15 protein-coding genes and 1 tRNA gene are annotated in these 19,041 nt (G+C 69.1%); 9 read left to right on the top strand and 7 right to left on the bottom strand.

The genetic code is table 11. From position 1 onward, the window contains the following. Positions 1-2: 2 nt before the first annotated feature. Both ACOJUJ_RS08775 and ACOJUJ_RS08770 read right to left on the bottom strand, forming a co-directional pair. On the bottom strand, positions 3-515 hold the full coding sequence (locus ACOJUJ_RS08775; RefSeq protein ID WP_420126483.1) for a hypothetical protein: 513 nt from the start codon (positions 513-515) through the stop codon (positions 3-5). 213 nt (positions 516-728) lie between these two features. After that, positions 729-2,492 (bottom strand): hypothetical protein, encoded by a 1,764-nt coding sequence (locus tag ACOJUJ_RS08770; protein ID WP_420126482.1) that lies wholly within the window; start codon positions 2,490-2,492, stop codon positions 729-731. A 1,309-nt stretch (positions 2,493-3,801) separates the two neighbouring features. Between ACOJUJ_RS08770 and ACOJUJ_RS08765 the strand changes: the two genes are divergently transcribed. After that, positions 3,802-4,500, top strand: coding sequence for a response regulator transcription factor (locus ACOJUJ_RS08765; RefSeq protein ID WP_420126481.1), 699 nt, complete (start codon positions 3,802-3,804; stop codon positions 4,498-4,500). A gap of 258 nt (positions 4,501-4,758) precedes the next feature. On the opposite strand, the gene ACOJUJ_RS08760 is transcribed toward ACOJUJ_RS08765, so the two are convergent. The 3 genes from ACOJUJ_RS08760 to ACOJUJ_RS08750 all read right to left on the bottom strand — a co-directional run bounded on the left by ACOJUJ_RS08760 (position 4,759) and on the right by ACOJUJ_RS08750 (position 8,370). Next, positions 4,759-7,179: an Ig-like domain-containing protein gene (locus tag ACOJUJ_RS08760; protein ID WP_420126480.1), complete on the bottom strand. Its 2,421-nt coding sequence runs from the start codon at positions 7,177-7,179 to the stop codon at positions 4,759-4,761. 315 nt (positions 7,180-7,494) lie between these two features. Beyond that, positions 7,495-7,578, bottom strand: a tRNA-Leu gene (locus tag ACOJUJ_RS08755). Between the two features lie 12 nt (positions 7,579-7,590). Next, entirely contained in the window at positions 7,591-8,370 is a 780-nt protein-coding gene (locus ACOJUJ_RS08750; RefSeq protein WP_420126479.1) for a hypothetical protein, read from the bottom strand. 173 nt (positions 8,371-8,543) lie between these two features. Here ACOJUJ_RS08750 and ACOJUJ_RS08745 point away from each other — a divergent pair, with 173 nt between their 5' ends. The 7 genes from ACOJUJ_RS08745 to ACOJUJ_RS08715 all read left to right on the top strand — a co-directional run bounded on the left by ACOJUJ_RS08745 (position 8,544) and on the right by ACOJUJ_RS08715 (position 15,337). Then, entirely contained in the window at positions 8,544-9,215 is a 672-nt protein-coding gene (locus tag ACOJUJ_RS08745) for a TetR/AcrR family transcriptional regulator (RefSeq protein WP_420126478.1), read from the top strand. A 51-nt stretch (positions 9,216-9,266) separates the two neighbouring features. After that, on the top strand, positions 9,267-10,094 hold the full coding sequence (locus ACOJUJ_RS08740) for an enoyl-CoA hydratase/isomerase family protein (protein ID WP_420126477.1): 828 nt from the start codon (positions 9,267-9,269) through the stop codon (positions 10,092-10,094). 545 nt (positions 10,095-10,639) lie between these two features. Beyond that, a complete protein-coding gene (locus ACOJUJ_RS08735) occupies positions 10,640-12,109 on the top strand; it encodes an aldehyde dehydrogenase family protein (RefSeq protein WP_420126476.1) in 1,470 nt (489 codons plus the stop codon). Positions 12,110-12,494: 385 nt separating this feature from the next. Continuing rightward, positions 12,495-12,719, top strand: coding sequence for a type II toxin-antitoxin system HicB family antitoxin (locus ACOJUJ_RS08730; protein WP_420126475.1), 225 nt, complete (start codon positions 12,495-12,497; stop codon positions 12,717-12,719). Between the two features lie 62 nt (positions 12,720-12,781). Further along, positions 12,782-13,987, top strand: a complete 1,206-nt coding sequence (locus ACOJUJ_RS08725; protein ID WP_420126474.1) for a thiolase family protein — start codon at positions 12,782-12,784, stop codon at positions 13,985-13,987. Beyond that, on the top strand, positions 13,984-14,793 hold the full coding sequence (locus tag ACOJUJ_RS08720; RefSeq protein WP_420126473.1) for an enoyl-CoA hydratase/isomerase family protein: 810 nt from the start codon (positions 13,984-13,986) through the stop codon (positions 14,791-14,793). The genes ACOJUJ_RS08725 and ACOJUJ_RS08720 overlap by 4 nt, the downstream gene beginning before the upstream one ends. Next, positions 14,786-15,337 (top strand): hypothetical protein, encoded by a 552-nt coding sequence (locus ACOJUJ_RS08715; RefSeq protein WP_420126472.1) that lies wholly within the window; start codon positions 14,786-14,788, stop codon positions 15,335-15,337. The genes ACOJUJ_RS08720 and ACOJUJ_RS08715 overlap by 8 nt, the downstream gene beginning before the upstream one ends. Before the next feature lie 381 nt (positions 15,338-15,718). Here the strand turns inward: ACOJUJ_RS08715 and ACOJUJ_RS08710 are convergent, their stop codons facing one another. Next, entirely contained in the window at positions 15,719-16,354 is a 636-nt protein-coding gene (locus ACOJUJ_RS08710) for a serine/threonine protein kinase (RefSeq protein ID WP_420126489.1), read from the bottom strand. A gap of 233 nt (positions 16,355-16,587) precedes the next feature. Then, positions 16,588-17,811, bottom strand: coding sequence for an NAD(P)/FAD-dependent oxidoreductase (locus ACOJUJ_RS08705; protein ID WP_420126471.1), 1,224 nt, complete (start codon positions 17,809-17,811; stop codon positions 16,588-16,590). A 153-nt stretch (positions 17,812-17,964) separates the two neighbouring features. Here ACOJUJ_RS08705 and ACOJUJ_RS08700 point away from each other — a divergent pair, with 153 nt between their 5' ends. After that, positions 17,965-19,026 carry a beta-N-acetylglucosaminidase domain-containing protein gene (locus ACOJUJ_RS08700; protein WP_420126470.1) on the top strand — a complete coding sequence of 354 codons (1,062 nt, stop codon included), beginning with the start codon at positions 17,965-17,967 and terminating at the stop codon, positions 19,024-19,026. Positions 19,027-19,041: the final 15 nt, after the last annotated feature.

Here is a 19,041-nt window from a genome sequence, read left to right as displayed (position 1 = left end):
GGTTAGCGCCCGCTGTTGGCGGGTGCGGGAGTGCCCGCGCCTACGCGGGCATCGAACTCGGCGACCACGGTTGCGCCGGGGGCAACGTTTCCTTCCACCGTCCAGCGGACGTGGGTGTAGCGCTCGGCCGGGATGGCGCGGCGCACGCGCCGTCCGTCCACGACCACTTCCTCCGTGGGCTGCGCCGCGAAGGTGCGGCCGCCGTCGGCGGAGTACTCCAGGCGCGCGTCGCCGCGGTCGGCGCGCGCCGAGCCGCCCACGAAGCGCATTCCCGCCGCGAGCGGGTTCGCCAGCGTCACCCCGCGCACGGCGCCGCGGGTAACGTTGGTGAAGGTGAGGCGGTAGCGAACCACGTCGCCGGGCCGGGCCCGGTCGTCGCCGCGCTCCGCCTGCGCCGCCGTGCGGTTGGTGGCCGTCACGACAAACGCCTGCTGGGTGCCCCCCTGCGCCGTGGCCGGAACGGCCGCGGCAACGAGCAGGGCAAAGAACACTGCAAGGCGGATCAGGTGCTTCATCGATCCCTCCCGGGAACTGGGTGAACCTTCCACGGCCGACCCTCGGCCGCGTACTTCGTGAACCGTCCTTCAACCATCCAACTGCCCGTCCCGACCTCTCCGGCCCGCCGACCCCGTCCACGAGCCCCGAAAGCCGGAAAGCTACCCCGGCGGCGGTGAACGGAAGGTGACGGATGCATTACGATTCGTTCATGTGGGCGGCGCACTCGCCGCTCATCGTATTCGCGCCTGGAACGTGAACGACGACGCCGACGGCGCCCCCACGGCCAGGTCGCCGGTGAGCGTCCAGCGCACGCGGCGCACGCAGGCGTCGTAGCCCGCGGGGGCGCCGCACCCCTGCGACACCGGCACGTACGTCCAGGTGGTCCCCGTGTTGTTGCTGTAGGCCACCGTGGCGGTAATGCCGGCGGGGAGCGTCTGCCCCACGCTGGCCAGCTTGAACACCACCTGCGGCGGCACCGAGTCCGTCACCGTGACCCCGCGCGCGGCAAACTCGCCCGCGTTGGCGATGTTCATGGTGTAGGTGAGCTCCGTTCCCGGAGCCAGCGTGTTCTGCGGGCTGACCGACTTGGTGATGGTCAGCCGCGGGGCAACCCGCAGCACCTGCGTGTAGCCCGTGTCGGTGGCGGCCGCGTTGGTGGGGTACGTGGTGGACCGCGCGCGCAGGTGGATGAGGTTCTGCAGGCTGGCGCCCTGGGGCACGGTGTACCACACGTTCACGTTGCGGCTGGCGCCCGCGGCAATGGTGACCCGCGCGCTGTCGGCCCGCGTGCCACGCGTGACGCCCGTGCCGGTAATGGAATCGGGGGTCAGGTACACGGGCGCGCCGGTAAAGCGGTCCAGCAGGTTGTAGGTGTCGGAGCTGAGCGACGCGTTCTCGACCGTGAACTGGCGCGAGTACTTGCCGGGCAGCCGCTGCTCCGGCGCCGCCAGGCCGTCGGGGGTCACGTCCACCAGCGACACGTTGAGCGCGGTGACGATCAGCTGCAGCACCACCATGTCGTCGCCGGCGGTAAGCTGCACGTCGGCTTCTCTCGCCCGCGCCGTGAAATAGCTGGAGGCGTCGTAGGTGTCGATGTCCAGCCCGTACACGTTGGTGCGCCCCGGGGACGGGGTGTTCACCGTGCTGTTGAACGGGTTGGTGGTGGAGTTGATGGCGTCGGTGAACGGCGTGCCGTTGAACAGCAGCTGCTCGGGATAGGCGCCGCTCCCCGCGATGTCGGGGTCGCCCTCGTACAGCAGAAAGGTCACCTTGGCGCTGGGATTGTTGGCGCCCAGAAAGCCGTTGAGCGCCACCTGCTCGGTGGCCCGGCGAAACGCGCGCAGCCCGTGGCGCAGCTGAATGCGCTTGATGGGCAGGTTGGTCTGCTGATAGATGACGAAGAGCGCCCACCCCTTGGCCACCGCCTGCGGCGTGCAGTTGGCCGAGTTGGGGTCGCCGTACGGCAGGTCGGTGTCGACGGTCAGATTGCCCACCCCGTAGGTGCCGTTCCCCGTCATGAGGGTGGTGACGTCCTTGTAGGCACCGAAGTACCACAGGTCGTTGCCGTTGTCGTAAAAGTCGCGAAACGGCGTGCCGTCGCCGGTGATGTTCGTGTCCGTGCCCGGGCGCCGGAAGCTCACCGAGTTGTCCGCCGTCTCGCCCGATCCGCCCCAGAACAGGTACGCGGCCACGACGGTGGCGCCGGTAGGCAGCGTCAGGCTGGCGTCCGCGGTGGTAGCCACGTCGCAGGGGCTGTCGTTGTTGCCCGAGGTGCGGAACGAGTTGCCGGTGACCATGTAGTCGTACGGCCCCTCGTGCTGGCGGTACAGCGACAGCACCTGCGCCTCCGCTCGCCCGGCGCCGAACGTCGCCGCCAGCGCACACGCCACGGCCGCGCCCCGCAACCGCATCTGCGGCAGCGGGCGCGCGAACGCCGGGGCGGCCGCCACGCGGGCGGCGGTCCGGCGGAACCAGGAGGTGATGAAAGCGGTCAACGGTGCGATGGTACGGTCAGCGGTCGATGACGGGAGCGGCGCGTACGGAAGCAGGTCCGGCGGCGGCAAGGTTATACACAAGTTCTGCACCCGTGAAATAACCTTCCCAACTACGCTTATCCCAACCATTTACGTATCATGTCGGATTCGGGTTCTCGTTCCCGTTCCCAATTGGGAACCCGACTGTGTTCCCGTTCAGGAACACGTTTCTCCCTGGGCAACTGTGGCCGTGGAGAAAACGACGCGGCGAAGATATCGGATGACGGATGAACGGAACGTGACGGCCGGATTACGGTTTGTTCATCTGCACACCATACACGGGAAAGAGCTGTACTGAGTGTAGATACAACAACTTGCGCACGATGCGGGAGCGAAGGTTCTTACGATTACCGCGTGAAGGAGTAGACCTGCAGCGGACCCAGGATCTCGTCATGCGCGATCGGGAAAACACCTGTCATTCTGCGGCTGAGAGGGTGTCGAGAAACCTCGGATCGTGCCCGTCATCCTGAGGGAGGCGCCGCTCCATAGCCTGCTCATACACACTACTCTGGCGCCGACCGAAGGACCTTGCCGGCAGAAGCGGGAGGTCGGCTTCAATGCCCCGCATCAAGCTCCACGGTGGCGGAGAGAAGGTCCTTCGGTCGCGCGTAAGCTCTTGTGGTCCTGAAGGTTCCGCGTGGCGCTCCCTCAGGATGACTGTGCGCTTTGTACGAAGAACTGCGGTTCTCAACACCCTCTGAGGCTGAGAGGTGTTGGAAACCGTGAATGTCCCCCCAGAAGCGCGGGGTCATCCTGAGGAAGCGCACACCCGCAACGTACGCAACTACAGGAGTTTGCGCGCGACCGAAGGATCTCTGTCGGGTCGCGATGGACCAGCCCTCGGGGAGCCATTCAAGGCTCCTGGTTCTGCAGGCAAGGTCCCTCGGTCGGCGCCAAAGCGTTGTGCATCCGCAAATTGCTCAGCGGCGCCTCCCTCAGGATGACCGGGGGTCGAGGTTTATCAACCTCCTCCCCGAATGACAGGTTGGGCGGATTCCGTACTGTTTCTGGATTTCCCCGCGCGCGCGCAGTCCGCGGATTACAAGAGCGGGTTCGCGGTGAACGCGCCGCTTTTCCCGCGGACTCTCTGCCGATTCCGCGAACTCTGCCTTGAAACCGTGCGCCTGTTCCGCACGGGAAAGCGGGGCCGCACGCCGTGGACGGAGAGTGGATGTGACAGCGCGGGAATCCGGCATTAGTTTGTTCCGTATCTGATCCGCGAATCCCCCCCTCTTCGCTCACCCTGCACCCGCGCCCGGAGCCCCACGCGTTGAAGCTGCTGGTGATCGACGACGATCCCATGATCGCCGATTTCATTCGCCTGTCCCTGGGGGAGCGGGGGCACGTGGTGGACGTGGCGCACACGGGCGACCACGGGCGCATGCTGGCAATGGTGTACGAGTACGACGCCCTGGTGCTGGACTTTGTGCTCCCCGACACCACCGGCGTGGACGTGCTGCGCGAGTTGCGGGGGCGTGGACGCGCCGTCCCCGTGCTGATGCTCACCGCCCGCAGCGGCCCCGAGCACGAGGTGCACGGCCTGGACGCCGGCGCGGACGACTATCTGTCCAAGCCCTTCTCCATGGAGGTGCTGGAGGCGCGGCTGCGCGCCCTGGTGCGCCGCGGCGGCGGCGCCTCACAGGCCGGCGAGGCCACGCTGGGCGGCCTGCGGGTGGACCGCCTGCGCCGCGCCGTCACCGCCGGCGGCAAGCCCCTCAAGCTCACCCCGCGCGAGTACGCCCTGCTGGAGTACCTGCTTTCCCGCCCGGAGCGGGTGGTGACGCGCAGCGAGCTGCTGGAAAAGGTGTGGGACATGAGCTTCGACCCCGGCAGCAACGTGGTCGACGTGCACGTGGCCCGCATCCGCGCCAAGCTGCAGTCCGCCGCCAGCGGCGCCGCGCTGGTCACCCTGCGCGGTGCCGGCTACATGCTCACCGCTTCCGGCGAAGGCTCCGCAACGCCGGAATGACGGTGGCGCTCTCCGTCCCCGGCGTAAACCGGGAAGAATAGAAGTGTCACGGGGAGGGCGCGGTGAATCTCTTCCGCGTCTCCGCGCCCTCCGCGTCTCCGCGTGAGCGCCCTTCTTCGCCGCGATCCGGAATCAACATGAAGGCTGCGATCCAGGATCCGGGATGATGCGGCCCCCTCGCAAGAAGATGCCGGCCCCGCTCCAGGTGAGCGGGGCCGGCATCTTGTTCCGGTCCGTCAGATCACTCGATCCGCGGCGCTACTTGGTGCGCACCACGATCAGCGAGAAGGGACTTGTGGGCGGCACGCCGCCCGACAGCGCGGTGAGCCCCGCGAACCCGCCCGTGGGCACACCGAAGCGGGTGAACGCCGTTCCTCCGCCGCGCGAGTACGAAAGCGTAAGCGCGGTACCGTTGCTCAGATCGCGCCTGCCGTACACGTTCACGAGCCCGCCCAGCTGGGCGTACAGTGAGCGGAAATTCCAGCTCGTGACCTGCTGCGCCGGACCAATTCCCGCCACCGCGTCGTCGACATACATCGCAGAGGTGAAGTCGCGCAGCCACTCGTTGGGATCCACACCCAGCGCCGTCTGCAGGTTGGCGGTGCCCGTGGCGGTGGTGTTCACCAGGTTGAACCACAGCGTGGCGTCGTCGCCGTTACGGCGGTCGGCGGCGTAGCGCAGGAACGCCCAGTTGGCACCGCGCGCGGTGTTCGTCTCAGTGCTCTTGAACGCGCCCGACGTGTCGGGGCGCTGCAGCCAGGTGCGAAGCCGGGTGAAATTGTCGTTGGAGTAGGTGTTGAACGCCGCCACCCGGCGCGACGCGAACGTCCCCTGGGTGAGGTTGGCCAGCACGATGTTGCCGCGAGGCGCCAGCCCCACCGAGGTGCGGTAGAACATCAGCTCCTCGGTGATGGAGCTGAGCCCCTCGTTCAGCCACCCCTCTTCCAGCGGCGCGTCATGCAGGTAGACGCGGCGAGAGGCGTTGATCAGGTGCTGAAGCTCGTGCGCCATCACGCGAGACGTGCGGCCGCGCACCTCGCTGACCCCGCGCACGTTGCTGTTCACCGCGCCCGTGGGATCCGGCACCAGCATGTACAGGATCTCGCCCACGTTGCTGCGCGTGCACCCCTCGGCGCTCGCGGCGTACAGGTCGCGCGCGAAGAAGTAGCCGTAGTTGACCGCGCTGGTGGCCGGGGGCGACATCTCGTTCACCCCGCGGGTAAAGAACGCCACCACGCGCTGGTTGTTGTCCGTGTCCGTGGGCTCGCCAAAGTTGGCCGTGTTCACCGGCCAGGCCAGCGAGTCGAACTCCAGACGGATGCTGTCGTACTGCGCCGTGGTGAACCCGCCCGCCGGATTGGCCGTGTCGGCCACGATGATCAGGCGCTGGCCGATGGAAACCACCCGCCCCGTGCGCAGGTCGGGCGTGCCCGAGCAGCCGGAGGCCACGTTCAGGTTCCACAGGTCGCCCAGCGCGGGCGTGCCGGGGGTGACCGCCAGCCGCGCGCCGCCGCGCGCCGCCGCGGTCCGGCCAATGCGGGCGCCGGGGCGGCCCCGCAGTTCGGCGGCCAGCCGCCTGTCGCGCTCCAGCACGGCCATGTGCATGGCGTCGCCCCGCTCCAGCTCGGCACCCGACGACAGCGACATCAGCGGCCCGCGCGGCGCCAGCGACGGCGAGGGCTGCCCGGTCGCGCCGATGATCCCCGAGCCCGTGATGCTGAGCGACAGCGACGAAGACGACGACAGGTTCACCGGCATGTAGGCGTACTCGCCCTCGCCAAAGCAGATGGACGAGGCCCCCGGCATGGTCGCCGTGTACACGCCGCCCACCGCCAGGTTGGGGCACACCGCCAGCGTGGCCGACCCGCTGCGCTGGCCGCTGGTGGCGGTAATGGTGGTGCGTCCCGGCGCCACGGCCGTCATCAGCCCCGCCGCGTCCACGGTGCCCACGGCGGGGTCGGACGTCCCGAACGTCACCGTGCCCGACACCGCGGTGCCCACGACGTTGCGCACGGTGGCCGTAAGCGCCTGCGTGCCGCCCTCTACCATGGTGTCGGCCGCGGGCGTCAGGTCAACCCATCCGTTGGGAAACTGTACCCGCGTCGACACGTACACCTTGAAGCTGAACGACGCCACCCCGACCGGAACCGAGAACAGCCACGGCTTCGGGTTCGACGTTTCGTTGGGCGACAGCACCTCGTCGTACTGAAAGTACGGCTGCACGCCGGAAAGGAACGGCGCCACGTCGGTCGCGTTGGCCACCGACACCGGCAGCCCCGAGCCGTCCGACGCCATCGGGTCTTCCGCGAAGAAGATGCGGACGCCTTCACCGTGCGGGGTGGCGCCGTCCGCGGTTCCCAGCGGCTGGGGGATCAGGTTCTGCACCGTAACGTCGATGCCGAACGTCCCGCCGACTGCGTCATAGCTGAAGTTGGACGCCGACAGCGACACGTACGAGCCCTGCCCGCCCACGATCAGCGCGCTGGCGTCGCCCGTGCCCGGGGCCGCCGACGTGCAGCGCAGGGCGCCCGTGGCCACGGTCACCCGGCAGTCGATCTGCGCCAGCTCCACGGGGGGCGGCGTCTGGGACGAGGGCGCTACGGGATCGTCGCCCGTACACGCGCCAAGCGCGGAGAAAAGCAGAAGCCCGGCCATGGCCGGGCGTACAAACGGGGGCATGGTCCTCTTTCGAACGGGGGGACTCGCTGCGCGAGCGGGGATACATGCAGATCGCGAAATCTCTAAAAAAGGACACCCCCTGTCAACCGGCTTGCGCAAACCTGCTACAAAACGGCCAAACTTCAGCCACTGGAAGACGTTACGGGCCGGGGGACGGGGGGTCCGGAGATCACGAAAGAGTAAAACGGTGACGTCCCGGATTCGCAAAACACGGGATTTCCGGCGGAACGCGAACGCCCTCGCTTCCCTGTGTGTTCCCACCCGACGGGAAGAACGCCGGCCCCGCTCCAGGGAGAGCGGGGCCGGCGTCCAAAGTGCCCGGAGTCGGACTCGAACCGACAATCCCTTGCGGGAGGCAGATTTTGAGTCTGCTGCGTATACCGATTTCGCCATCCGGGCACGGTGGGGAATCTACTGCACCTGCGGCAGCGAATCAACGGGTACACGGCGGACAGGGCCCACGGTGATCCCCTCGGCGTCCAGCAGCTGCAGCGCGTACACGGCACGGCGCAGCGCGCGCAGGCTGTCGCCCGTGGCCAGCCCCTCGCGCGCGTCGGCCAGAAGGTGGCGGGCGCGGCGCACGCCGGCGGTCTGCCCCACCCCCGCCGCCAGCCGCGTCTCCACGGCGCCCATCAGCCGCAGCCCCACCGCCAGCGGCGCGTGCCCGCGCGCGGCGATGGCCCCGCGCGTAAGGTGCACCACCGCGCGGCCGGTGTCGCCCGCGGCCATTCGCGAACGCGCCGCCTCCGCCTGCGCGGCGACTTCCAGCACGGCGGCCGACAGCTCGGGGTAGCTCCCCGTCTGCAGCCGGGCGCGGGCGCGGTCCGCCCACTCGTCCAGCGCCGCCGCCGAAGCCAGCAGCGCCGCGGGCTGGGGCATGCGGGCCAGCGAGCGCGCGGCGGTGCGCATCATCTCGTCCTCCAGCTCCAGCGCGTCCTCCACCCGCCCGGCGGCGCGCAGCCGCACGGCCTGCTCGCGCGTCACCCGCAGCGCGGCCGCGTCTTCCGCGCCCACGTACGGAAGCCAGGTGTCCGTCCGCGGCAGCGAGACCGGCTCCGTGACCGCCACCCACACGCCCCCGGCCGCGTGCTTCACGTACGAGGTGGGCGCCATGGGCGCGTCCTCGCAGGCGGCAAGCAGCAGCAGGGCGGCCAGCGCGCCGGGAAGGGCGCGTCGGAGAGCAAAGGTCATGCGGAGGAGGACGGGAAAGATGACCGCGGGGCGCAAAACGGCACGCTGGTGAAGTGTAGGCAAAGGCGCCCGCGCGGTCAACGGCGGGGGCTCCGTGCGCTTGACACACTTTCCGGCCACGGGATAGGTTGACGGACGTTCGAACCACGATCCATGACGCTGCACCGGGGCCGATGACCGACGAGAGAAGCGCGTACGACGAGAAGCTGGAGAGCATTCTCCGGACCGCCGCGCAGATCTTCGCGGAGAAGGGCTACCACCAGGCCAGCATCCGCGACATCGCGCGGGCCACGGGGGTAAGCCTGTCGGGGCTGTACTACTATTTCAACAGCAAGGAAGAGCTGCTCTTCCTCATCCAGGACCACGCCTTCGGCACGCTGATCGCCAACCTGGACCAGCTGCTGGCGAGCGAGACGCAGCCCCTGCGCCGGCTGCGCATCCTGATGGAAAACCACCTGCGCTACTTCATCGCGAACAAGTTCGAGATGAAGGTGCTGTCGCACGAGGCCGAGGCGCTTACGGGCGACTTCCGGCGCCGGGTCAACGCCAAAAAGCGGCGCCTGACCGAGATCGCCATGGAGATCCTGTCGGAGCTGCGCCCGGCGGGCGACGTGGACCCGCGCGTGGCGACGTTCGCCATGTTCGGGATGATGAACTGGCTGTACAACTGGCACCGGCCGGAGCGGGACGTGCCGCTGGACAAGATCGTCGACGACATGTACCGCATCTTCGTCGAAGGATACCTCCCCGCGGGCGCCGTGGTGCCGGCGGGGGCGACCGACGCCACGCCGGGCGACACCGCCCCGAGCATCTGGCGCACGCCGGGGGCCGACGAGCAGCCCTGACACCCCGGATCCGTGCGCACGTTCACCTTACCTATCAGACCAGACGAGACGATGGCTACCGCGACCGCTGAAGTCCCGACCGAGAACCAGACGCTGGTGCACTACGAGGTGCAGGACGGCGTCGCCATCTTCACGCTGGACGACCCGCCGGCCAACACGTACACGCACGAGATGATGCGCCAGCTGGACGCGTGCATCCTGCGCGCCCGGTTCGACAACTCGGTGGACGTGATCGTGATCACGGGAAAGGGCGAAAAGTTCTTTTGCGCCGGCGCCAACATCAACATGCTGCAGAAGGCCGACCCCACCTGGAAGTACTACTTCTGCCTGCACGCCAACGAGACGCTGCTCAAGCTTGAGCACACGCCCAAGCTGGTAATCGCGGCGCTCAACGGCCACACGGTGGGCGGCGGGCTTGAGATCGCCATGGCGGCGGACCTGCGCATCGCGCGCCGCGGCGCCGGCAAGATCGGCCTGCCCGAGGTGGCGCTGGGCGTGCTTCCCGGCACCGGCGGCACGCAGCGCCTCACCAAGCTGGTCGGCACGTCCAAGGCGATCGAGCTGATGGTGCAGGGAAACAACATCGACTTCGACGAGGCCGCGGCCATGGGCATCGTGAACCGGGTGCTGGACGCGGAGGGCCGCGACGCCTTCCTGGCCTCGGTGCTGGAGTACGCGCGCCAGTTCACGCGCCCCAACAAGGCCACCTTTGCGGTGGGCAACATCAAGCGCAGCTGCCAGAGCGGCGCGGAGCTGCCGCTGGAGCAGGGGCTGGCGCTGGAGCGCGAGCTGCAGGCGCTGCTGTTCAACTCGCAGGATGCCAAGGAAGGCCTGAACGCCTACGTGGAGAAGCGCACGGCGTCGTTCACCGGCAAGTAACCTGGACGATGGAAGGCGAAGGCGCCCGATCGGCTGATCGGGCGCCTCTCGTCGTTGGGGGCCTCACCCCGGCGCGGCCCTCACCCCGGCTCGTTCCTCGCCTGCCCCTCTCCCACAAACTGCGTGGGAGAGGGGATAGACGGCACGGGCTGCAGGGCGTTCAGACAGTTCGGCGCGAGGGGCAGCGCCCCCTCCGGGCCGGCACCACCGGCCCACCTCCCCCAAAAAACCCGGGGGGGGGTTGGTGTAAGACAAGGGATGTCGTACCGGGATCGACTTCTCCCCTCTCCGTGAGGAACGAACGGGGAGGGGCCGGGGGAGGGGCACCCCGGCGGACGCAGTTCGATCCCGTTCGCCGAGCCGGGATCCAACGGCAAGCATCAACCTCCCCCAGGTTGTTTTGGGGGGGATGGGCGAGGTTTACGAGCCCGGAGGGGGCGCCCGGGACACGCGACGAATCCCGTCGAGGCGCCACGCCCAAAATCGTGCAGTTGCAATCCAGGACCATCGAGCAGCCAGTCTGCACTTCTGAGATAACGGACAAGATGACCGACACGGCGACGCTGGAGATCCAGCCGGGACAGCTGTTCATCGGGGGCGAGTGGCAGGACGCGGCCTCGGGTGAGACGTTCGACACCATCAACCCGGCCACGGCGGAGCCGCTCACCCATGTGGCCGCGGCCGCCGCGGACGACGTGGACCGCGCGGTCAAGGCGGCGCGCACCGCGTTCGAGGCGGACAGCTGGCAGAAGCTGGATGCCCGCAAGCGCGGCAAGCTGCTGTACGCCATCGCCGACAAGCTTGAGGAGCGGGCCGACGAGCTGGCCCGGCTGGAGACGATGGACAACGGCAAGCCCGTGCGCGAGGCGCGGATGATCGACATCAAGGAGTCGATCGACTGCTTTCGCTACTACGCGGGGTGGGCCGACAAGATCAGCGGCGACGTGATCCCCGTTCCCGGGCCGTACCTCAACTACACGCGCCGCGAACCCGTCGGCGTGTGCGGGGCCATCATCCCGTGGAACTACCCGCTGCAGATGGCCGCGTGGAAGGTCGCGCCCGCCATCGCCTGCGGAAACACCGTGGTCCTCAAGCCCGCGGAGCAGACGCCGCTTACGGCGCTGGAGCTGGCCCGCGCCGCGGCCGAAGCCGGGTTGCCGGCCGGCGTGCTGAACGTGCTGACGGGCTTTGGCGAGCCGGCGGGCGCGTCGCTGGTGAACCACCCCGACGTGGACAAGATCGCGTTCACGGGCTCGACGGCGGTGGGCAAGATCATCCAGAAGCAGGCGGCCGACACGCTCAAGAAGGTGTCGCTGGAGCTGGGCGGCAAGAGCCCCAACATCGTCCTGGACGATGCCGACATCGACGCGGCGGTCAAGGGCGCGTCCATGGCCATTTTCTACAACACGGGCCAGGCGTGCACGGCCGGCAGCCGCCTGCTGGTGCACGAGAAGATCCGCGACGAGTTCGTGGAGAAGCTGCTGAAGCGCGCGTCCGGCTTTGTCCCCGGCGACCCGCTGGACCCCAAGACGCGCCTGGGGCCGCTCGTCAGCGCCGAGCAGCTGGACCGAGTGATGGGCTACATCGCGCAGGGCAAGAGCGAGGGCGCGGAGCTGCTGCTGGGCGGCGACCGGGTAGAGGTGAACGGCAAGGCCGGCTACTTCCTGAACCCCACCATCTTTGGCGACGTGGAGTCGAAGATGGTCATTGCCTGCGAGGAGATCTTTGGCCCCGTGCTGGCGGTGCAGACGTTCAGCGACCTGGAGGAGGCGATCCAGATCGGCAACAACACCGAGTACGGGCTGGCGGCGGCGGTGTGGACGCGCGACGTGCGCAAGGCCCACCACGCGGCGCACCAGCTTCGCGCCGGCACCGTCTGGATCAACACCTACCACAACCTCGACACGGCCTCTCCCTTTGGCGGCTACAAGCAGTCTGGCTACGGCCGCGAGCTGGGCCGCTACGCGCTGGACCTGTACACGCAGGTCAAGAGTGTGTGGGTGAACCTGGGGTAACTGCAGGATCAAGTGCCAAGTGCCCAGTGTCCGGGAACGGCGCTGGGCACTCCGTGTCTCATCCCCGCGGTGAACGGTGCTGAAGCGCCTGCGCGAGCTGCTGGCCGATTATTGGAGTGATGCCGTCGCCGTGCTTTGTGTGCTCGCGGTGGCCGCGGCGGTGGTCTTCATGCTAGGGGGCTCTCATCGCCAGGGTGTACGCGGCTGCGCGAGGGAATACGCGCGCGCGACGAATGCGGCTGATTCGGCACGGGTAGACGCGCAGCCGGTTCCCGGGACTATCCGCCCCGGCGATACCTGTGGGCGGCGCCGGGCGAGAGCCGAGGTCCCGCGAGACACTACTTGGTGATTCCCAAAAGGCGTATCTGATCCCTGGAGGTGGTGAATGCGGCTGGAACTTACGGCTGTATATCGAAAGGTGCCCGAAGGCGGATACGTCGCGTGGGCAGAGGAGTATCCCGGCGCGCTGACGCAGGGAGACACGCTGGAAGACGCACGCGCGAATCTGGACGATGCCGTACGGCTGCTTATCGAGGCCAACCGCGACATGCACGCGACTACGGAGAATGAGCAGCAGGTGATCCGCGAGCCGCTGCTCATCGCGGACTGATCCGGACTTCCCCGCGCTGCTTTGCGGGTATTGGACATCAAGGCACAACCACTTCTCTGTCTATGACCGACGCATACATCCTGGACGCCGTCCGGACGCCGGTGGGGCGTTTTGGCGGCTCGCTTGCTTCCGTGCGGCCGGACGACCTGGCCGCCACCGTGGTAAAGGCGATCGTGCAGCGGACGGGGATCGATCCGTCCGTGGTGGACGACGTGATCTTTGGCTGCGCCAACCAGGCGGGCGAGGACAACCGCAACGTGGGGCGCATGGCGCTGCTCCTCGCCGGCCTCCCCGTCACCGTGCCCGGGCAGACGGTGAACCGGCTTTGCGGATCGGGGCTGGAAGCGGTACGCAGCGCCATGCACGCCATCCGCGCGGGCGAGGGCGAAACCTTCATCGCCGGCGGCGTGGAAAGCATGACGCGCGCGCCGTGGGTGACGCTCAAGCCGGAAGAAGGCTACGCGCGCGGCGTTCCGCAGATGGCGGATTCGCTTCTCGGCTGGCGCTTCGTCAATCCGAAGATGCCGCCGGAGTGGACGGTTTCGCTGGGCGAGACGGCGGAGATCGTGGCGGAGGAGTTCAACGTGTCGCGCGAAGACCAGGACGCGTTCGCCTTCGCCAGCCAGCAGCGCGCCGCGAAGGCCATCGCCGCGGGCCACTTTGCCGGGGAGATCGTTCCGGTCGAGATCCCGCAGCGCAAAGGTCCGCCCAGGGTGGTGGATACGGACGAGCACCCGCGCGCGGATACCACGCTGGAGTCGCTGGCGGGCCTCAAGACGGCGTTCCGCAAGGAGCGCGGGACGGTGACGGCGGGCAACGCGTCGGGGCTCAACGACGGCGCGTCGGCGCTGCTGGTGGCGTCGGCCACGGCGGCGGAGCGGCTGGGGCGCCGGCCCATGGCGCGCATCGTCGCCAGCGCGGTGGCCGGGGTGGAGCCGCACCGCATGGGGATCGGCCCGGTGCCGGCCACGCGCAAGGCGCTGGCGCTGGCGGGGCTGTCCATCGACGACATCGGGCTGGTGGAGTTGAACGAGGCGTTCGCGGCGCAGTCCGTGGCCTGCGTGCGGGAGTTGGGGATCGACCCGGAGATCGTGAACGTAAGCGGCGGCGCGGTGGCGGTGGGGCACCCGCTGGGCTCGTCGGGCGCGCGGATCCTGACGACGCTCGTCCACGAGATGCACCGGCGGGGCGTACGCTACGGGCTGGCGTCCATGTGCATCGGCGTGGGCCAGGGGATCTCGCTGATCGTGGAACGGGTGGACTCGTGAGCCCGGCCGCATCCGCATCCAGCGACCCGGTCCTGCTGCGCGTGCACGACGGCATCGCCTGGATCACGCTCAACCGCCCCGACCGGCTGAACGCCTTTGCCGGCACCATGCGCGACGATCTGCACGACGCCATCGACCGCGCGGCGGCGTCCCCCGACGTGCGGGTGCTGGTGATCACCGGCGCCGGCCGCGGCTTTTGCACCGGCGCGGACGTGGAGGTGATGAGCGACCTTCTGTCGCGCGGCGACGACGCCACGTTCGAGACGCTGGTGCAGGCGGGGATGCGCGTGGTGCAGCGGCTGCGGACGGTGGAGCAGCCGGTGATCGCGGCGGTGAACGGTCCCGCGGCGGGCGCGGGCGCGTCGCTGGCGCTGGCGTGCGACTTTCGCGTGGCGTCGGAGCGCGCGACCATCGGCCTCACCTTCAACCGCATCGGCCTGCACCCGGACTGGGGCGCCACGTGGACGCTGCCCCGCCTGGTGGGCGCCGGGCGTGCGGCGGAGCTGGTGATGAGCGGGCGGATGGTGGAGGCGCGCGAGGCGGAGCGCATGGGCCTGTTCGAGCGCGTGGTGGCGGAGGACTGGTTCGAGGACGAGGTGAAGAAGCTGGCGAAGGAGCTTGCCGCCAAGCCGCCGCTGGCGCTGCGCCTGGCCAAGCGCACCCTGGCCGCCTCGCTGGACTCCGATCTGGACGCCATGCTCGCCGCCGAGCGCGAGCAGCAGATGCGCTGCTTTCGCAGTGCCGACGCAAAGGAAGGCATCACCGCCTTCAACGAGAAGCGCAAGCCGGTGTTCCGCGGTGAGTAGCCTGGATCCCGTTCCCTACGCGGAGGCGCCGCGGGCCATCCGCGCCGCGCTGGAGCCGTTGCGGGGGCTGCGGCTGCGCACCGTCACGCGCGCGGCGGAGATGCTCACGCTTGGCTTTGGCGAGCTGGAGATGGTGGGCAAGCGGCAGGTGGCGCAGTACGCGCTGAACCTGCAGGCGCCGTGGCGGCTGGACCACCTGGCAACCGGCACCGTCACCGGCCGCTCGGACGTGTGGGAGCCGCTGGAGCTTCCCGCGCCGGATGGCTGGCACTGGGACGAGGGTCCCAACCTGCGCGACCACCTGCTGGGCCAGCTGTTTCCGCTGAACGAGGCGAAGCGCCGCTTCGAAAACCAAAGCGACGACTTCATCGTGCGGGAGATCGAGGCCACGGCGGCCGGCGACCTGACGATCCGTTTCGCCGGCCCGTACGAGTTCCGCGTTCTGCCCCAGAGCACGCGCCAGGAAGCGTGGCGCTTGCTTCGACCCGGGGACTTCAGCCCACACTTCGTCTTTGAGGCCGGCCGGGCGGGATACGAGCAGTAGTACCGAATCCGGAGAAACAGTGCGTATGGACGATCGCCGTCGTTCTGAGGCTAAGAGGGTGTAGAGAAACCTCGAATCGTGCCAGTCATCCTGAGGGAGGCGCCGCTCCATAACCTGCTCGTACACAATACTCTGGCGCCGACCGAAGGACCTTGCCGGCAGAAGCGTGAGGCTGGCTTCATACCTCGCATCAAGCCCCACGTGACGGAGAGAAGGTCCTTCGGTCGCGCGTAAGCTCTTGTGTTTCTCAAGGTTCCGCGTGGCGCTCCCTCAGGATGACTGTGCGCTTCGTACGAAGAACTGAGGTTTCTCAACACCCTCTGAGCCTGAGCCTGAGGCTCAGGCTCAGAATGACACCGTCCGCCGAGCCTGTTAGGCCGATTATGAGCGGTCCGGCATCATCCGCCGGGTGAGGCGGTAGCCCAGCCGCACCAGGTCGAGGACGACGTACGGGACGCGCATCCGCAGTCGCATGAAGACCGGGCGGTAGACGCGGAAGTACGCCTTTTTCAGGTCCTTCCACTTGGTGCAGTCCTCGTCCCGCAGAAAGTCCGACACGTCCACCACCAGGCCGCGCCCCTCGTGCATCATCACGTTGCGGCCGTGGACGTCGTGCGGATGCAGGCCGCGGTCGCGCGCGTAGTCCAGCGCCCGGTCGATGTCGCGGATCACCTGCTCCGGGATGGGCAGCCCGCGGTGAACGCAGTCGTACAGTGTGACCCCGTGCAGGCGCCGCAGGACCAGGAATCCATCCTCCGAGTACAGGCACGCGGAGTACGCGGGATGCTCGCCCAGCCGGCGGTAGACCTCCCGCTCCGCTTCCACCCCCGGCCGGCCCGGCGCGTACACCTTCACCACCAGTTCCGGGTGCTCGGGGTGAACCAGCACCGCCGCGTAGTTCCCGCGCCCCAGCACCCGCCACGGCGCCGGCGCGTGGTGCACGACCACCGGGTCATCCGGCGTAACGCTCTCCACGCGGAGTTCCGGCAGCAGTTCCCCATGGACAAGCCCCGCCAGCCGCGCGGCGGATGCCCGGAGCCCGTGCTCCCCGCGCCGCCCCGCCTGCACGTGCGACTTGCGTCCCCGCTGCCCTCCCGGAGCGCCAGCCGCCCGCCGGGCGCCCTTCGATCGATCCCGTCCGTCCTGCTTCACGATCCTTCGCCTGCGTCTGGTTCCCCTGCACCTCTCTTTTCCCGTACCCGGCACCCCACGGAAGGTGCGACGGGAGCACGCGGGGTCCAGAGAAAGCGCTACAGGAACTCCGGCGCGGCGTTGGGCTGCCCTTCGGCGAAGCGGGACGGGCGCAGGGGATGGACGTCCATCGAGGATGCCGATCCATCCAGGATCATCTCCGCCATCAGCTGGCCCAGCGCGGGGGAGTGCATCACCCCGTGGCCGGATGAGCCGTTGGCCAGGTACAGGTTCTCCACGCCGGGCGCGGGCCCCAGCAGCACGTGGCGGTCCGGCGACATCTCGTACAGCCCGGCCACGCACGCGGCGCGATCCACCGTCGCCTGGCGCAGGGACGGGATCCAGCGGTGCGCGCGGGCGGTGACCTGCGGCAGCCAGCCGTCATCGAACGCGACGTCAAACGGGTCGGCCGTGTTCGGCTGGTCTGACCAGAGCAGCAGCACCCGGCCGTCGCGCACGCGCAGATGGAACTCCGCCTCCACGAAGATGGTGAGCGGCATGCACTCCGGCAGGCCGGCGAACGGCTCCGTCAGCGCCACCTGCCGCCGCAGCGGATACACGGGGATGTCGACGCCCGCCATCGCCGCGACCTTCCCCGCCCACGGCCCCGCCGCGTTCACCACCGCCCCCGCGCCCACCTCGCCCGCGTCCGTCCGCACGCCCACCACGCGTCCGTCCTGCACGCGCAGGCCGCGGACGGCGGCGCCGTACTCGAACCGCACACCCAGGCGGGCCGCCGCCTCCGAGTAGCCGCGCAGGATCTCCCTCGGCCGGATGAAGCCGTCCGTGGGGGAGTAGACGCCGCCCACCAGCCCCTCCACCGCAACCGCGGGGTTGATCTCCAGCGCCTCCTCCACCGTCACCGGCCACGCCTCCGCCACGCCCAGCGCGTGCTGCATGGCCTGGGCGTCCAGCAGCGCCGCGAGCGTGGCTTGACGCTCCACCAGAAAAAGGTAGCCACAAGGACGGTAGCCGGGATCCACGCCCACCTCGTCGGCGAAGCGCAGCAGCTTTTCGCGCGCGAGCAGCGACAGCCGCACGTTGGGCTCCGACCCGAACTGGCAGCGAAAGCCGCCGGTCGCCGCCCCGGTGCTTCCCTCCCCCGGACCCGGCGCGGCGTCCAGCACCAGAACGCGCGTGCACCCGCGCACGGCCAGGTGCCACGCCACGCTGGCCCCGATTACCCCGCCTCCCACGATCACCACGTCGTACGTCTCCACCGCGCACCTTTCGCCAGGGCACGCCAGCCGCACGGACGGTAGTTCCGCCGCGTTCCGGGGCATTATCACGCATCTGCAGTGGGAGCGAAAGAGAAACCCTTGACGTCCCTGCCGCGGTAGTGAGCGGCGCGGGCCGTGCATACGTTGGCGAAGCGTATCGGCCGGTGTCCCGGGCAGGGTCGCCGTCCGCCGGCTGCCGGCACGGGGAGGGGATGGATGGATGTAGAGCTCGGCATCATCGAAGGCTTTTACGGGCGGCCGTGGTCGTGGGACGAGCGGGCGGCCACGATCGCCTTTCTTGCGCCGCACGGCTACGGCTTCTACCTGTACGCGCCCAAGGTGGACACATACCTGCGGCGCCGCTGGCAGGAAGACCATCCGCGCGAGATGGCGGACGAGCTGGCGCGGCTGGCCGGCCGCTGCGCGAAGCTGGGTGTGCGTTTCGGGATCGGCATCAGCCCGTTCGAGGTGCGGGATTTCGGCACGGCGGAACGGGACGCGCTGGGAAGAAAGCTGGCGTTCTTCGACGCCATCGGCGTGCAGGATCTGGCCATCCTGTTCGACGACATGCGCGGCGACGTCCCCGGCCTGGCGGACCGGCAGATCCAGATCGTCGACTGGGCCGCGCAGCACACGTCGGCGAACCGGATCATCGTCTGCCCCAGCTACTACACGGACGATCCGGTGCTGGACCGCGTCTTTGGACAGCGGCCGCCCGGCTACCTGGAGCGGCTGGGGGCGGCGCTGGACCCGCGGATGGAAATCTTCTGGACCGGCGAGGAGGTCTGCTCGCGCGAGTACTCGCCGGGGCACCTGCGCCGCGTCGCGGACCAGATCCGCCGCAAGCCGTTCCTGTGGGACAACTACCCGGTGAACGACGGCCAGCGGATGTCGCAGTTTCTGCACGTCCGCGGCGTGACCGGCCGTCCGGCGGCGATGGCGGATCTGGTCGCCGCGCACGGCGTGAACCCGGCGCTGCAGCCCACGCTCACCCGCATCCCCGCCCTTACGCTCGTGGAAAGCTACCGGCGCGGCGAGGCGTACGAGTACGGCCAGGCCACCCTCCGCGCCGCCGTCGCCGTCATGGGCGAGGAACTGGCGGAGCGGCTGTACGAGGACGTGCTGGTGCTGCAGGACATTGGCCTGGACCGGCTGGACGACCGCGAGGCCGCGCTGCGCGAGCGCTGGACCGGCGTGGACCATCCCGCCGCGCGCGAGATCATCGCGTGGCTGGACGGCGAGTACCGCATCACCGACGAGATCGTCCAGACGCAGTAGCGCCCGCGCGCACAC

Origin of the sequence: Longimicrobium sp. (assembly GCF_048594345.1) — a bacterium.
GTDB lineage: Bacteria > Gemmatimonadota > Gemmatimonadetes > Longimicrobiales > Longimicrobiaceae > Longimicrobium.
This window is presented reverse-complemented; position numbering and strand designations above follow the sequence as displayed.